The organism is Pseudomonas sp. Pmew2, from assembly GCF_058129885.1.
Genome location: NZ_CM176702.1, coordinates 1,949,063 through 1,964,207, shown reverse-complemented (window position 1 = coordinate 1,964,207; position 15,145 = coordinate 1,949,063). Strand labels below are relative to the sequence as shown.

At 57.3% G+C, this 15,145-nt stretch carries 13 protein-coding genes; 10 read left to right on the top strand and 3 right to left on the bottom strand.

Annotation, left to right across the window (positions count from 1 at the left end; translation table 11 throughout):
- Positions 1–20: 20 nt before the first annotated feature.
- Positions 21–953: a lipid A biosynthesis lauroyl acyltransferase gene (locus AC4ANK_RS09080; protein ID WP_002552656.1), complete on the bottom strand. Its 933-nt coding sequence runs from the start codon at positions 951–953 to the stop codon at positions 21–23.
- Positions 954–1,073: 120 nt separating this feature from the next.
- Here AC4ANK_RS09080 and minC point away from each other — a divergent pair, with 120 nt between their 5' ends.
- From minC to AC4ANK_RS09055, 5 genes are all read left to right on the top strand, one after another.
- Positions 1,074–1,814, top strand: a complete 741-nt coding sequence (minC, locus tag AC4ANK_RS09075; protein WP_002552655.1) for a septum site-determining protein MinC — start codon at positions 1,074–1,076, stop codon at positions 1,812–1,814.
- A gap of 231 nt (positions 1,815–2,045) precedes the next feature.
- Positions 2,046–2,858, top strand: coding sequence for a septum site-determining protein MinD (minD, locus tag AC4ANK_RS09070; protein ID WP_002552654.1), 813 nt, complete (start codon positions 2,046–2,048; stop codon positions 2,856–2,858).
- Positions 2,858–3,112 carry a cell division topological specificity factor MinE gene (gene minE, locus AC4ANK_RS09065; RefSeq protein WP_002552653.1) on the top strand — a complete coding sequence of 85 codons (255 nt, stop codon included), beginning with the start codon at positions 2,858–2,860 and terminating at the stop codon, positions 3,110–3,112. Before minD ends, minE begins: the two co-directional genes overlap by 1 nt.
- A 90-nt stretch (positions 3,113–3,202) precedes the next feature.
- Positions 3,203–3,838 (top strand): RluA family pseudouridine synthase, encoded by a 636-nt coding sequence (locus AC4ANK_RS09060; protein WP_002552652.1) that lies wholly within the window; start codon positions 3,203–3,205, stop codon positions 3,836–3,838.
- Between the two features lie 699 nt (positions 3,839–4,537).
- A complete protein-coding gene (locus AC4ANK_RS09055; protein ID WP_002552650.1) occupies positions 4,538–5,827 on the top strand; it encodes a M18 family aminopeptidase in 1,290 nt (429 codons plus the stop codon).
- A gap of 252 nt (positions 5,828–6,079) precedes the next feature.
- Here the strand turns inward: AC4ANK_RS09055 and AC4ANK_RS09050 are convergent, their stop codons facing one another.
- Positions 6,080–8,737, bottom strand: a complete 2,658-nt coding sequence (locus AC4ANK_RS09050) for a beta strand repeat-containing protein (RefSeq protein ID WP_460414685.1) — start codon at positions 8,735–8,737, stop codon at positions 6,080–6,082.
- A 658-nt stretch (positions 8,738–9,395) separates the two neighbouring features.
- The gene (locus AC4ANK_RS09045) at positions 9,396–10,118 is read right to left on the bottom strand and encodes a UTRA domain-containing protein (RefSeq protein ID WP_002552648.1); all 723 of its coding nucleotides are present in this window, start codon (positions 10,116–10,118) and stop codon (positions 9,396–9,398) included.
- A 354-nt stretch (positions 10,119–10,472) separates the two neighbouring features.
- Between AC4ANK_RS09045 and AC4ANK_RS09040 the strand changes: the two genes are divergently transcribed.
- From AC4ANK_RS09040 to AC4ANK_RS09020, 5 genes are all read left to right on the top strand, one after another.
- Entirely contained in the window at positions 10,473–11,540 is a 1,068-nt protein-coding gene (locus AC4ANK_RS09040) for an ABC transporter substrate-binding protein (RefSeq protein ID WP_460383122.1), read from the top strand.
- Positions 11,541–11,618: 78 nt separating this feature from the next.
- A complete protein-coding gene (locus tag AC4ANK_RS09035; RefSeq protein ID WP_002552646.1) occupies positions 11,619–12,422 on the top strand; it encodes an alkaline phosphatase family protein in 804 nt (267 codons plus the stop codon).
- The gene (locus tag AC4ANK_RS09030; RefSeq protein ID WP_460383125.1) at positions 12,419–13,261 is read left to right on the top strand and encodes an ABC transporter permease; all 843 of its coding nucleotides are present in this window, start codon (positions 12,419–12,421) and stop codon (positions 13,259–13,261) included. The genes AC4ANK_RS09035 and AC4ANK_RS09030 overlap by 4 nt, the downstream gene beginning before the upstream one ends.
- On the top strand, positions 13,248–14,045 hold the full coding sequence (locus AC4ANK_RS09025; protein ID WP_002552644.1) for an ABC transporter permease: 798 nt from the start codon (positions 13,248–13,250) through the stop codon (positions 14,043–14,045). Before AC4ANK_RS09030 ends, AC4ANK_RS09025 begins: the two co-directional genes overlap by 14 nt.
- Before the next feature lies 1 nt (position 14,046).
- Positions 14,047–15,036, top strand: coding sequence for an ABC transporter ATP-binding protein (locus AC4ANK_RS09020; RefSeq protein ID WP_002552643.1), 990 nt, complete (start codon positions 14,047–14,049; stop codon positions 15,034–15,036).
- Positions 15,037–15,145: the final 109 nt, after the last annotated feature.

The following is a 15,145-nucleotide window of genomic DNA, read 5'->3' as shown; positions in this document are numbered from 1 at the left end:
CGATGGTCAACGACGCTTTTTTATCTACGTTTGTTATATAGCTTCGGTTCGCCAGCCGGTCGACTCTTGAAGCGCCGATGCGCCCAAAGATACTGTTCCGGGCATTCAGTGATAGCACTTTCTACCCATTGATTGATACGCAAGCAATCGGCTTCGTCGCTTTCACCCGGAAAATCCTGCAGCGGTGGGTGAATCACCAGCCTGTAACCGCTGCCGTCAGCCAGACGCTGCTGAGTGAACGGCACCACTTGAGCACGGCCCAGACGCGCAAATTTGCTGGTAGCGGTCACGGTCGCGGCCTGAATGCCGAACAGCGGCACAAAGATGCTCTGTTTAGCGCCATAGTCCTGATCCGGTGCATACCAGATGGCCCGGCCGGCACGCAGCAACTTGAGCATGCCGCGCACGTCATCGCGCTCGACAGCCAGCGAATCAAGGTTGTGCCGCTCGCGTCCGCGACGCTGGACGAAATCGAACAGTGGGCTCTTGTGTTCGCGGTACATGCCGTCGATGGTGTGTTGCTGGCCCAGCAGTGCCGCACCGATCTCCAGCGTGGTGAAGTGCAGCGCCATCAGAATCACGCCCTCGCCTTTCTCCTGAGCATTCTGCAGGTGCTCGAGCCCTTCGATATGGGCAAGTCTGGCCAGACGTTTTTTCGACCACCACCAGCTCATGGCCATCTCGAAGAAGGCGATCCCGGTGGAGGCGAAGTTTTCCTTGAGCAGACGCTTGCGCTCGGCGGCGGACAAATGAGGAAAACACAGCTCAAGATTGCGTGACGCGATATTTTTTCGATCAGTGGCCACTCGGTACATGACCGCACCCAATGCCCGACCGATGGCCAGCAGGGCGCGAAACGGCAACTGGACAACCAGCCATAAAAGCCCCAGCCCCAGCCACAACGGCCAGAAACGGGGGTGAAGGAAACTGGCTTTAAAGCGCGGGCGATCCATTTGGGCTTCCGTCAGAACAAAGGCCGCGCATTCTACAACGGTTCTACCTGCTTGCGGCTCGCGGGCGTTCTCGCTATAAGTCTCGGCACTTTTAGCGACAAGCTGTTGTGTATATCAACCATGAGCCAGATTGAATCGCAAAACCCGGAACCTGTATTTCAGCTCAAGGGCAGCATGCTCGCCATCACTGTGATGGAGCTGGCCCGGACCAACCTTGAAGCGCTCGACAGGCAACTGGCGGCGAAAGTGGCACAAGCCCCCAACTTCTTCAGCAATACGCCGTTGATCCTGGCTCTGGACAAACTCGCGCCGAACGAAGGCCCGGTGGATCTCCCCGGGCTGGTGCGTATCTGTCGCCAGCACGGTCTGCGCACCCTGGCGATCCGTGCCAACCGCATCGAAGACATCGCTGCAGCCATTGCCGTTGATCTTCCGGTGCTGCCGCCGTCCGGCGCACGTGAGCGCGTAATCGACCCGATTGAAGTCGAAGCGCCGAAAAAGATCCCGGAAAAACCACCCGAACCGCTCATCAAGCCGACCCGCGTGATAACCGCTCCGGTGCGCGGCGGTCAGCAGATTTATGCCCAGGGCGGCGATCTGGTTGTGGTTGCGCCGGTCAGTCCCGGTGCGGAACTTCTGGCCGATGGAAACATCCATGTGTACGGCCCAATGCGCGGCAGGGCACTGGCGGGAATAAAAGGCGACACGAAAGCACGAATCTTCTGTCAGCAGTTGAGTGCAGAGCTGATTTCGATTGCCGGGCAATACAAGGTTTCCGAGGACTTGCGCAGGGACCCTCTATGGGGCTCGCCGGTCCAGGTCAGCCTGTCAGGTGATGTGTTGAACATCATTCGTCTTTAACGGATACTGCCGCAATTTTCAAAGTATCTCTGATTCGTCGCGAAACCGTCGTGAAGGCGGCAGGAAGTTCTGACAAGCACTGCTTTTCAGCGGGTATATGAGTTGAAAGTAATAGCTTAACGCTACCTTTCCGGAATCAGACCCCAGAATTGACACAATGCTTCGACGGGCGCGGCGCCAGGAGATGCTCTTCAGGGACTTAATGTCCTTTTCCTCTAGGGGTGATACACCTTGGCCAAGATTCTCGTTGTTACATCCGGCAAGGGTGGTGTGGGCAAGACCACCACCAGCGCCGCTATCGGTACCGGTCTCGCATTGCGTGGTCACAAGACAGTCATCGTCGACTTCGACGTCGGCCTGCGTAACCTCGACCTGATCATGGGTTGCGAGCGTCGGGTCGTGTATGACTTCGTCAACGTGGTCAATGGCGAAGCCAACCTGCAACAGGCGCTGATCAAGGACAAGAAGATCGAAGGCCTGTACGTGCTGGCTGCCAGCCAGACCCGTGACAAGGAAGCACTGACCAAGGAGGGCGTTGAAAAAGTCCTCATGGAGCTGAAGGAATCGTTCGAATACATCGTCTGCGATTCGCCGGCAGGTATCGAGACCGGTGCTCACCTGGCCATGTATTTCGCCGATGAAGCGATCGTCGTGACCAACCCCGAAGTATCCTCTGTACGTGACTCCGACCGTATGCTGGGCCTGCTGGCCAGCAAATCACGTCGTGCCGAACGCGGCGAAGACCCGATCAAGGAACACCTGCTGCTGACTCGCTACAACCCTGAGCGTGTCAGCAAGGGCGAAATGCTTGGTGTGGAAGACGTCAAGGAAATCCTTGCTGTTACCCTGCTCGGCGTGATCCCCGAATCCCAGGCTGTCCTGAAAGCCTCCAACCAGGGCGTGCCGGTCATCCTCGATGACCAGAGCGATGCTGGCCAGGCCTACAGCGATGCCGTTGACCGCCTGCTGGGCAAAGACCGGGAACATCGCTTCCTGGATGTGCAGAAGAAAGGATTCTTTGAACGTCTGTTCGGGGGTAATTAATGAATATTTTTGACTTCTTTCGTGACCGCAAAAAAGAAAGCACGGCCTCGGTAGCGAAAGAGCGTCTGCAGATCATCGTTGCGCACGAACGCGGCCAGCGCAGTACCCCGGACTACCTTCCTGCACTGCAGAAAGAGCTGGTGGAAGTGATCCGTAAATACGTCAATATCGAGTCCGATCAAGTTCAGGTTGCTTTGGAAAGCCAAGGCAGCTGCTCGATTCTGGAACTCAATATCACCCTGCCAGATCGCTGATCAGGCAGTCGCTTGCGGCGGTATCGGCGCACTTCTCAGGAAGCTGCGCCCTTACCGCCGTTGGCGTTTCTAGCGTTTCGAGGCCGTTGCATGCCGTTGTCGAACATCCGCATCATTTATCAGGACGCAGCCGTTCTGGTAATCGATAAGCCTACCCTGCTGCTTTCCGTCCCCGGCCGCGCCGATGACAACAAGGATTGCCTGATTACCCGCCTGCAGGAAAACGGCTTCCCCGAAGCCCGCATCGTCCATCGTCTGGACTGGGAAACGTCGGGCATCATCCTGCTGGCCCGCGATCCCGACACGCACCGCGAGCTGTCGCGGCAGTTTCATGATCGCGAAACCGAAAAAGCCTACACCGCACTGTGCTGGGGCCAGCCGTCGCTGGACAGCGGCAGTATCGACCTGCCGCTACGCTACGACCCGCCTACCAAGCCCCGGCATGTGGTGGATCACCAGGGTGGCAAACACGCGCTGACATTCTGGAAAGTCGTCGAACGTCACGACACCTACTGTCGGGTCGAACTTACCCCTATTACCGGCCGCTCGCACCAACTGCGGGTGCACATGCTGTCGATCGGTCATCCGCTGTTGGGCGATGGTCTGTATGCCCACCCCGAAGCGCTGGCGGCGTACCCGCGCCTGTGCCTGCATGCCAGCATGTTGAGCTTTACCCATCCGGGCACCGGCGAGCGGTTGACCTTCGAGTGCCCCGCGCCTTTCTGATCTGAATGACACGCTGGCTATCGTGCAGATGCTCCGCGTCATACAGCTGCTCTGACTATCGTTCCCACGCTCCGCGTGGCAATGCCGTTCGTGACGCTCCGCGTCACACAGCGGTTCTGCGACTTCAGGTGGATTTAGGGTCGACTCAGGTCACCTTTTCGCCCCTCGGCGAGTTACTTTGATGGGGCCAAAGTAACCAAAGCCCCCCGCTCCTGTTTCCGGCCCGACTTCGTCGGGTTCCTTCGCCCTGTCACTGATCCGGGGGTCGCCGCAACGGGCCATCCATGGCCCGGTGCGGCTAGCCTGGCGTCCTGCCAGGCTACCCCCGGATCAGCGCCAGGACTCAGCCGTCACTAACGTCGCACTCTGCGTCGTCAGTGCCACCGCGGTTGAAAAGCGCTTTTACTCTCGGCGCTGTGCGTCAGCTTAGACTATCGTGCCTGCGCTCCGCGTAGGCATGCAGTTCGTTACGCTTCGCGTCACACAGCGGTTCTGCGACTTCAGGTGGATTGGCGTTCGGCTCAAGTTACCTTTTTGCCTCTCGGCGACTCACTTTGAGGGACCAAAGCGAGCAAGGCCCTTGGCTCCGGTTTCCGGCTCAACTTCGTCAGGCCCTTCGCGGTCGAAAAGCGTTTCTGTGGCAGCGGCAACGACTGAGCCAATGGGGTAAACTCGCGCCATTGCTGTCTGGAGCTATTTATGCGCGCAGAGTTGAACAACGGCCTCATCGATTTTCTGAAGGCTTCTCCCACCCCGTTCCACGCCACCGCCACCCTCGTGCAACACTTCGAAGCTGCGGGTTTTCAGCGGCTGGATGAACGTGATACCTGGGCAATAGAAACTGGAGGTCGTTACTTCGTCACCCGTAATGACTCCTCTATCGTCGCCTTCCGCATGGGCCGTCAGTCGCCACTCACCGGCGGGATTCGCATGGTTGGCGCACACACGGACAGCCCGTGCCTGCGGGTCAAACCGCAACCGGAACTGCAACGCCAGGGCTTCTGGCAACTGGGCGTCGAAGTCTACGGCGGCGCGCTGCTGGCACCGTGGTTTGACCGTGATCTGTCGCTGGCAGGTCGCGTCACCTTCCGCCGCGATGGCAAGGTTGAAAGTCAGTTAATCGACTTCAAGCTGCCGATTGCCGTGATTCCCAATCTGGCCATACACTTGAACCGCACTGCCAATGAAGGTTGGGCGATCAATGCGCAAAACGAACTGCCGCCAATCCTCGCACAAGTGGCTGGCGACGAACGCGCGGACTTCCGTGCACTTCTGACTGATCAACTGGCCCGCGAACACGGGCTGAATGCAGACGTGGTGCTCGATTACGAGCTGAGCTTCTATGACACACAGAGTGCCGCCGTTGTCGGCCTCAATGGGGACTTCCTGGCAGGCGCACGCCTGGACAACCTGCTGTCGTGTTATGCCGGGATGCAAGCGCTGCTGAACAGCGAAAGTGACGAAACCGCTCTGCTGGTATGCACCGATCATGAAGAAGTCGGTTCGTCGTCGACCTGTGGCGCAGACGGCGCAATGCTTGAGCAGATCGTCCAGCGCCTGCTGCCGAGCAGCGAAGACTACGTACGAACCATTCAGAAATCGCTGCTGATATCGGCCGACAACGCTCACGGCATACACCCCAACTACGCCGAAAAACATGACGCCAATCATGGTCCCAAGCTCAACGCCGGGCCGGTGATCAAGGTCAACAGTAACCAGCGCTACGCCACAAACAGTGAAACAGCCGGTTTCTTCCGCCATCTGTGCATGGCTGAAGAAGTACCGGTGCAGAGTTTCGTGGTGCGCAGCGACATGGCCTGCGGCTCGACTATCGGGCCAATCACCGCCAGCCATTTGGGGATTCGCACGGTAGACATCGGCCTGCCGACGTTCGCCATGCATTCGATTCGCGAGCTGGCTGGCAGTCATGATCTGGCGCATCTGGTCAAAGTATTGAGCGCGTTCTATGCCAGCCACGAGCTGCCATAACGCCTGCAATGATTGATTCTCGTGGGGGCGGCGTGCTGCTCCCGCGTAACAGTTCTGACGCCCGGTCGAATACCCTGATTGAAAAAATAAAGTTTCGCGGCTTACACATAAAAAACAACGCAGGTTTTATCGGTTTTACCCCTGGCACCTTTGTGCCGTACACCGTTGATTCGTTTATAAAGGGACATCATGTCCCGAACCGCATCGACGTACCCTGTCGATGATTCAGTACGAATAACCCGGTTACGTGACTCAGGTATCGTCCTCGTCGGTTTTATTGACGATATCGTCATCGTCGTTCACGTAATACGGAATGTCGGCTTCGACACCGTTCTCTCCCGTCCTGGCCACCAATTGTCTGTACCGCTTACCGTCCCAGAGCCTGAAAACAAGCGTGGAGTCTTCTCCTGCCGATAACGTGGAACCTTCACTGCCAATAAGTTTGCTGCGAGCGCCTGCTGTCAACACACTGTTCTTTCCAGCGGTCAGTCTGCTTTGGTCTCCCGCCATCAACGTGCAGTCATGTCCGCCGGTCAACTTGCTTCTGTCTCCAGCGGTGAGGTAACTGTTGTTACCGGCCAGTAGTTTACTGCGGTCTCCCGCCGTCTGATTACTGTCTGCACCGGCGATAAGTCTGCTGCGGTCACCTGCCAGCTGTACGCTGCCTGCACCGGCTATCAGCGTGCTGCGAAAACCTGCGGTCTGCGAACTGCCCTTGCCGGCGATAAGCATGCTTTTGTGTCCGGCCACCTGAATACTTTCATGGCCCGCAATCAACGAGCTGCCATAACTTGCAATCTGGTTACTGCCGTAGCCCGCAGTCAATGTGCTGCGAATGCCCGATGTGAGACTGCTGCCATAACCGGCAATCAACACACTGCGAAGTCCGGCGATCAACGTACTGCCATAGCCTGCCGTCAGAAAACTTCGGATTCCGCTGGTCAGGGAACTGCCATAACCGGCGATCAATGAGCTGTCCTGCCCGGCTGTTGCCGTACTGCCATACCCCGCCGTCAGTGAACTTCCATGCTCGGCAGTCTGGGTACTGCCATAACCTGCCGTGAGCGTACTTTTATAGCCTGCCGTCTGCGTACTGCCATAGCCCGCGATCAGCGAACTCTCATAGCCGGCGGTAGAGGTACTTCCGTAGCCGGTGGTGAGCAAGCTTTTTTCCTGCGCGGTTTGCGTACTGCCATAACCGGCTGTCAACGTGCTCTCGTAACCTGCCGTCTGCGTGCTGCCGTAACCCGCGATCAGCGAACTTGCATAACCTGCGGTGGAAGTGCTTCCGTAGCCTGTAACCAGGTCACTGCGTTCCTGCGCCGTTTGCGTACTGCCATAACCCGCAGTCAATGTGCTCTCGTAACCTGCCGTCTGCGTACTGCCGTAACCCGCAATCAGCGAACTTGCATAGCCCGCAGTGGAAGTACTTCCGTAACCAGTGGTCAGCGAGCTGCTGTCCTGTGCGGTTTGCGTACTGCCGTAACCGGCGGTCAACGTGCTCTCGTAGCCTGCCGTCTGCGTACTGCCATAGCCAGCAATCAGGGAGCTTGCGTAACCCGCAGTCGACGTGCTTCCGTAACCTGTGACCAGGTCACTGCGTTCCTGTGCCGTCTGGGTACTCCCATAACCGGCAGTCAATATGCTTTTGAAACTCGCCGTTTGGGTGCTTCCATATCCGGCGATAAGCGAACTGTTTGAGCCTGCCGTTGAAGTGCTGCCATAACCTGCGACCAGGTCACTGTACTCTCTGGCCGTCTGATTACTCCCATAACCGGCGGTCAGCATGCTTCTGTAACTCGCGGTCTGGGTGCTGCCATACCCTGCGATCAGCGAACTGCCCGAACCTGCTGTTCCAGTACTGCCATAGCCCGCGATCAGGTCGCTACCGTCCCTGGCAGTCTGAGTGCTTCCGTAGCCAGCGGTCAGAATACTTTTGTGGCCTGCTGTCTGCGTACTTCCATAGCCCGCAATGATGAAGCTCTCATGACCCGCGGTGCCCGTGCTTCCATAGCCTGCTGTCAGGTTACTGTCAGCGCCGGCCGTTTGCGTGCTGCCGTAACCGGCAATCAGAGAACTGTCAGAGCCTGCTGTGCCGGTGCTACCGTATCCAGCGGTCAGGTTGCTGCCCTCCTGCGCAGTCTGCGTACTGCCGTAGCCTGCCGTCAGTGCGCTGTCCCCTCCTGACGTTTGCGTACTGCCGTATCCGGCGGTCAGGTTGCTGCCCTCCTGCGCAGTCTGCGTACTGCCGTAGCCTGCCGTCAGTGCGCTGTCACTTCCTGATGTCTGGGTGCTGCCATATCCGGCGATCAATGAGCTATCCGCGCCTGCCGTGCCGGTGCTGCCGTACCCAGCCGTCAGGTTGCTGCCTTCCTGTGCAGTCTGGGTACTGCCATAACCAGCCCTGAGCGAGCTGTCACTCCCGGAAGTTTGCGTACTGCCATAACCTGCAGTCAGCGAGCTGTCGGAGCCTGCCGTGCCGGTGCTGCCGTACCCAGCGGTCAGATCACTATGGCTTCCCGCCGTTTCGGTGCTGCCGTAACCCGCGACAAGCTGGCTGTGGCTGTCACCAATCAACGTGCTGCCGTAGGTCGCTGTCTGCAGCGTCTGCGTGGTGACGGCGGGAAGATTACCCTCCGCGCCGACAGCGGCACTCACTGATGCCACGTCAAATACTTCATGACTGACAACAAGCTCGCCACTGGCCGGACGAACCTCGACAGCCGCAGGGGGACTTGTCGATGAGTAACTGGCCCGGTGCATCAAGAGGTAATGTGCAGCACTGCTTTTGTCACCGACATGAACGACTTGCGCCCGCTGGAATTTCACCATTCCGCTCTCGGACAACGCAATGAGGTCGGCAACGGCCACTTCACAGACAACCCATCGCGCATCGGCATGAACACTCAAAAAGGCGCTGGTTCCAACACCCCACAATAAACCTGCCAGTCAATTTTCATGTGCTTTTGTGGGTTGCCAGTGCCTGCACTCAACGGTCCCTGAGACAGGCCACACCAAACCACAGTGATCGGCCATGTTATTTGCACATGTCCGTAATACCAACGCTTTTTCGAGATTCATTACAGCGCCCTCATAGATCCTTTAAATGAAAGTAGCCGCACTCATCAATTCACACGTTAACGGCCAGCTACGATATCAACCTTCACATCCCACACACGAAACTGCGCCAGGTAATCCACTTACCGACCACGCGCAATGACGCTCTAAAAACGTATCACACCCAAATAATAAATATTAATCAATACGGATTTTTACTATTTATTTTCGACAACCGGAATAAAAAAACCTTAACTTTTTCACCTCAAAAACTTTTTAAATTACGCTCACCCCTTTGCAGCTTAAAGTTATTTTCTGATTAAATTTTTAAATAAGCCGGACGTCTGCGCGCATGTACTCGACCTGAGCGCCCCGCACAGCCAAGGTTTTCAATGAAGAGGAAGGTCACGTCTTACTGGCTGGCACCCGCAACTAACAACGCGCTGAATACACCGATATTAATTTACTGAAACTTGCCGCATGCCCGGAGTTTTTGAAGAGCCGCACTCAACTACAACTTGCCACGCACATTGGCGCGCACATGAATAGCATCATGACGCCAGTATTCAAGATCGCAATCAATCAGTCGATCACGCTGGTCATAGTTTATTCTTGCAATACGCAGGCCGGGGCTGCCCAGGGAAACCTTCAAGGCGGCTGCAGCGTCGGCATGCAGTGCCGTGGGGACCATATCGAAACGTACTTGTCCGTAATGCAGGTCATAACAGCGGGCATAAAGCTCGGTGAGTGACTCGTTCAGGTCGTGATCGAGGATGCCGGGGAATAATTCCGGCCTCAGGTAATGCTCGACATAGAGCACCAGCCGCTGATCGATACGCCGGGCGCGGCAGATCTGGATCACGCTCGACAGCGCAGGCAGTTCGAGCATTTCGCAGATCATCGCCGAAGCCGGTTGCAGACGTGCCGACAGCAGCTGAGTGTGAGCCACTCTTCCCTGCGCGCAGACCATTGCGTGAAAATGGCTGCGCCGAATCAAGTCATACGCCAGTCGTGGCGGGGAAATGAACCAGCCGCGACGCTCTTCACGGTAAATAATCCCTTGCGCCTCCAGTTGCACGAGGGCCTCACGCAACGTGATACGGGTGGTAGCAAACACCTCGCTAAGCTTGCGTTCCGCAGGCAGCTTGCTGCCATGCGGCAACAAGCCATGTTCGATCTGCTCCTGCAGAGCACTGCAAATCGTTGTTACCGCCCGTGGCACATCTTCGCGCATTCCGGTATCCGTCTGGACTAGACCAGCTCTATTGCGGGGCACACATCAGTGCAACCGACGCCATTAACTCCATTGCTTCAAGCCTAGGCCGGGCACATGACCATTCTGTGACATGACAAAACACGATACATGCCAACTGCTCCGAAAAAAGGCCTTTAGCCGTTGAAAAGCAAGCACGATCCCATGGTCTACGCTTAGCGCCAGGCACTGCCGAACCACGTTAAAAACAGCTTCTGGCACTGAACACGACACGAAAATGTCATGCAAAAAGCCTAACTTGGCTCAGGTATTGCTGATCTAGACCAAACAATCCGAAACGAACACTTCTTGCAAGAAGTGCACTAGGAGCTCCGAATGAAACATCTTTTGTTGGCATCACTCCTCGGTTCAGCCATGGCAATGAGTTCGCTGGTCATGGCTGCGGACACAGACCTTAAAACGCTGGAGGCTGCGGCCAAGGCTGAAGGTGCGGTCAATAGTCTCGGCATGCCGGATGACTGGGCTAACTGGGGTGGCATCTGGAAAGACCTGGAAACCAAATACGGCCTCAAGCACATGGACACCGACATGAGTTCGGCCCAGGAGATCGCCAAATTCGATGCGGAGAAAGACAACGCCAGCGGTGACATCGGCGACGTGGGTGCCGCGTTCGGCCCTATAGCCGTCGCCAAAGGCGTGACCCAGCCTTACAAGCCAACCACTTGGGAGCAGATTCCGGACTGGGCCAAGGACAAGGACGGCCATTGGGCGCTGGCCTATACCGGCACCATCGCCTTTATCGTCAACAAGAACCTGTTGCACGGCTCTGAAATACCGAAAAGCTGGGCCGACCTGAAAACCGGTAAATACAAGGTTTCCATTGGTGATGTAAGCACTGCTGCGCAAGCAACCAATGGTGTACTGGCCGCAGCCATTGCCATGAAAGGCGACGAAAGCAACATCGAGCCAGGCCTGGCACTGTTCACCGACCTGGCCAAGCAGAAACGCCTGTCACTGGCCAACCCGACCATTCAAACCATCGAAAAAGGCGAAATCGAAGTCGGCGTGGTCTGGGACTTCAACGGTCTCAACTACAAAGCCAAGATGGCCAAACCGGATGACTACGTGGTGCTGATCCCGTCGGACGGCTCGGTGGTTTCCGGCTACACCACCATCATCAACAAATACGCCAAGCACCCGAACGCCGCCAAACTGGCGCGTGAATACACCTTCAGCGATGCCGGTCAGATCAACCTGGCCAAAGGCAATGCGCGTCCGATTCGCGTTGAACACATCAAGCTGCCAGACGACGTGAAAGCCCAGTTGCTGCCGCATGAGCAATACCTCAATGCCAAGCCGATCAAGGACGCGGATGCCTGGAAAAAAACCTCCAAAGCGCTGCCTCAGAAGTGGAACGAGCAGGTCATCATTGAGATGAACTGATTCTCTCCTGCGGCTCAGGGATGAAGTCGTGTACATCGGGCGAGCCAGACTCGCCCGTTCTTTTAAAGCGAGTCGCCCATGAAACACAACGTCATCCTGATCGTGCTCGATGGCCTCAACTACGACGTGGCGCGCCACGCAATGGGCCATCTTCAAGCCTGGCATGATGCTGGCCGTGCCGCGCTCTACAAGCTGGAATGCGAGCTACCCGCCCTCTCCCGCCCCCTGTACGAATGCATATTGACCGGGGTCGCGCCTATCGACAGCGGCATCGTGCATAACAACGTTTCACGCCTGTCTAACCAGCGCAGCGTCTTTCACTACGCTCGTGACGCCGGCCTGACCACCGCAGCGGCGGCCTATCACTGGTTCAGCGAGCTGTATAACCGCACGCCGTTCGACACGGCACGCGATCGTCATACCGAGGCAACGGAACTACCCATTCAGCACGGGCTGTTCTACTGGGCCGATCACTACCCGGACTCGCACCTGTTCGCCGACGCTGAAAGCCTGCGCCTGAAACATGCACCGAACTTTCTGCTGATTCACCCCATGAACATCGACGACGCCGGGCACAAGCACGGCCTCGACACTGCGCAATATCGCAACACCGCCCGCAATGCCGACATCATTCTGGCTGACTACCTGCAACGCTGGCTGGACGCGGGTTATCAAGTGCTGGTGACCGCCGACCACGGCATGAACAACGACCGCTCGCACAATGGCCTGCTGCCGGAGGAACGCGAAGTGCCGCTGTTCGTGCTGGGTGATGCGTTCAGCCTGAATGATGCAGCGCCACGCCAGACCGACCTGTGCGGCACCATCTGCGAATTGCTCGGCATACATCACGACAAACCGGTCTGCCGGGAGATGCTCAATTGACCCGATTTTCCCGAGGCAAGTGGCTGGGGCTGTTGTGCCTGGTGCCCTTTGCCGTGTTCTTCATTGTGTTTCAGATTGCGCCGCTGCTCTGGGTGGCGATTCACAGCCTGCAAAGCGACGCCGGTTGGGGCTGGGAAAACTTCACCAAAGCGTTCAGCTCGAAGTTCTATCGGCAGGCGATCCAGTACAGCCTGGAGATCAGCTTCTGGTCGAGCCTGTTCGGCATCATCATCTCTGTGCTGGGTGCCTATTCGCTGCGCAAGGTAGACTCGCGGCTGCGCGATTTCGTCAATTCGTTCGCCAACATGACCAGCAACTTTGCCGGCGTTCCATTGGCGTTCGCATTCATCATTCTGCTGGGTTTCAACGGCGCATTGACCCTGATCCTCAAGCAAACCGGGATCATTGATGACTTCAACCTGTACTCCAAGACCGGGTTGATCATCCTCTACACCTACTTCCAGATCCCGCTTGGCGTGCTGCTGCTCTACCCGGCATTTGACGCGGTGAGCGAGGACTGGAACGAGTCGGCGGCGCTATTGGGTGCCAGCAGTTATCAATTCTGGCGCTATATCGGCCTGCCGGTCCTGACCCCTGCGCTGCTCGGTACGTTCGTGATTCTGCTGGCCAACGCGCTGGGCGCGTATGCCACGGTGTACGCCCTGACCACCGGCAATTTCAACGTGCTGCCGATCCGCATTGCCGCGATGGTGGCAGGCGATATCACTCTGGACCCGAACATGGCCAGCGCTCTGGCGATGATTCTGGTCGGCCTCATGACTCTGGTCACAGTCGTCCATCAGTGGCTGTTGAAGAGGAGCTACCATGTCGCGCGCTGAACGACGGCCTGCGGGCATTTACCACAAAACCGTGGTTTACCTGCTGTTCCTGATCCTGTTATTACCGCTGGCCGGGACCTTTCTGTACTCGATTTCCACCAGTTGGTCGGCGACCATTCTGCCCAGTGGCCTGACCTTCAAGTGGTACGTGGCGCTGTGGAGCGATCCGCGTTTTCTGGCGGCGTTCGGCCAGTCACTACTGGTATGCGTCGGCGCGTTGATACTCTCGGTGGTGCTGATTCTGCCGCTGCTGTTTGTCGTCCATTACTACTTCCCGCGCCTCGACGGGCTGATGAACATCCTGATCCTGCTGCCGTTCGCCGTGCCTCCCGTGGTCTCGTCGGTCGGCCTGCTGCAACTCTATGGCTCCGGCCCCATGGCCATGGTCGGCACGCCGTGGATTCTGATCGGCTGCTATTTCACTGTTGCCCTGCCTTTCATGTACCGCGCCATCACCAATAACCTGCAGGCCATCAACCTCACGGACCTGATGGATGCCGCCCAGTTGCTCGGCGCCAGCACCTGGCAGGCGGCTTTCATGGTCGTGCTGCCTAACCTGCGCAAGGGCTTGATGATTGCCCTGCTGCTGTCGTTCTCGTTCCTGTTTGGCGAATTCGTGTTCGCCAACCTGCTGGTCGGCACCCGCTATGAAACCTTGCAGGTCTACCTGAACAACATGCGCAACAGCAGCGGTCACTTCAACAGCGCGCTGGTGATTTCCTATTTCCTCTTCGTGCTGGTGCTGACCTGGGCCGCCAATCGACTGAACAAGGACAAAGACTGAAATGAGTTTTGTCAGCATTGAAAACCTGCAGAAAAGCTATGCCAGCACGTCAGTGTTCAGCGACATCAACTGCAGTATCACGAAAGGCGAGTTTGTCACCTTGCTCGGCCCGTCCGGCTGTGGCAAGTCCACGTTATTGCGCTGCATTGCCGGGCTGACGCCAGTCAATAGCGGGCGCATCCTGCTTGATGGCACTGACCTGGTGCCGCTCACACCACAAAAACGCAACATCGGCATGGTGTTCCAGAGCTACGCGCTGTTTCCCAACATGACCGTCGAGCAAAACGTCGCGTTTGGCCTGCGAATTCAGAAAGTCAGTGCGGCCGACAGCGAAAAGCGCGTTGCCGATATTCTGCGTATGGTCGAGCTGCACGACTTTGCCACGCGTTATCCGCATCAGTTATCCGGCGGGCAATGCCAGCGCGTGGCTCTGGCGCGCTCGCTGGTCACTCGCCCACGCCTGCTGTTGCTTGATGAGCCGCTGTCGGCACTGGATGCGCGAATTCGCAAAAACCTGCGTGAGCAGATCCGCGCCATTCAGCGCGAGCTGGGCCTTACCACGATCTTCGTGACCCACGATCAGGAGGAGGCGCTCACCATGTCCGACCGCATCTTCCTGATGAACGAAGGCCGGATCGTGCAGAGTGGTGACGCAGAAACCCTTTACACCGCTCCGGTTGACGTGTTCGCTGCGGGCTTCATCGGCAACTACAACCTGCTGGAAGCCGAAGACGCCACGCGCCTGATGCAACGCCCGATCACCAGCCGTATTGCGATTCGCCCTGAATCGATCCAATTGAGCCTGACCGGCGAACTGGAAGGCGAAGTACGCAGTCACAGTCTGCTCGGCAACGTCATCCGCTACCGGATACAGGCCCGCGGCGTGGAACTGGTGGTCGACGTACTGAACCGCAGCGCCGACGACCTGCACCCGGATGGAAGGCGTGTAACACTGAACATCGAACCGTCGGCGCTCTGTGCTCTGAACTAACCGTGCTCTGAACTGATTTTGTTCTGCACGGATAACGCCACACGCTTGCCGATCAAGACGCCAAGCGTGAAGCTGACAGCTGATTCAACAGACTTTTAGGAGAAACGCA

Bases quoted from the DNA above. Each gene is read 5' to 3' on its own strand.
- AC4ANK_RS09080 (WP_002552656.1), bottom strand. From the start codon at position 953: ATGGATCGCCCGCGCTTTAAAGCCAGTTTCCTTCACCCCCGTTTCTGG.
- minC (WP_002552655.1), top strand. From the start codon at position 1,074: ATGAGCCAGATTGAATCGCAAAACCCGGAACCTGTATTTCAGCTCAAG.
- minE (WP_002552653.1), top strand. From the start codon at position 2,858: ATGAATATTTTTGACTTCTTTCGTGACCGCAAAAAAGAAAGCACGGCC.
- AC4ANK_RS09060 (WP_002552652.1), top strand. From the start codon at position 3,203: ATGCCGTTGTCGAACATCCGCATCATTTATCAGGACGCAGCCGTTCTG.
- AC4ANK_RS09055 (WP_002552650.1), top strand. From the start codon at position 4,538: ATGCGCGCAGAGTTGAACAACGGCCTCATCGATTTTCTGAAGGCTTCT.
- AC4ANK_RS09045 (WP_002552648.1), bottom strand. From the start codon at position 10,118: ATGCGCGAAGATGTGCCACGGGCGGTAACAACGATTTGCAGTGCTCTG.
- AC4ANK_RS09040 (WP_460383122.1), top strand. From the start codon at position 10,473: ATGAAACATCTTTTGTTGGCATCACTCCTCGGTTCAGCCATGGCAATG.
- AC4ANK_RS09035 (WP_002552646.1), top strand. From the start codon at position 11,619: ATGAAACACAACGTCATCCTGATCGTGCTCGATGGCCTCAACTACGAC.
- AC4ANK_RS09025 (WP_002552644.1), top strand. From the start codon at position 13,248: ATGTCGCGCGCTGAACGACGGCCTGCGGGCATTTACCACAAAACCGTG.
- AC4ANK_RS09020 (WP_002552643.1), top strand. From the start codon at position 14,047: ATGAGTTTTGTCAGCATTGAAAACCTGCAGAAAAGCTATGCCAGCACG.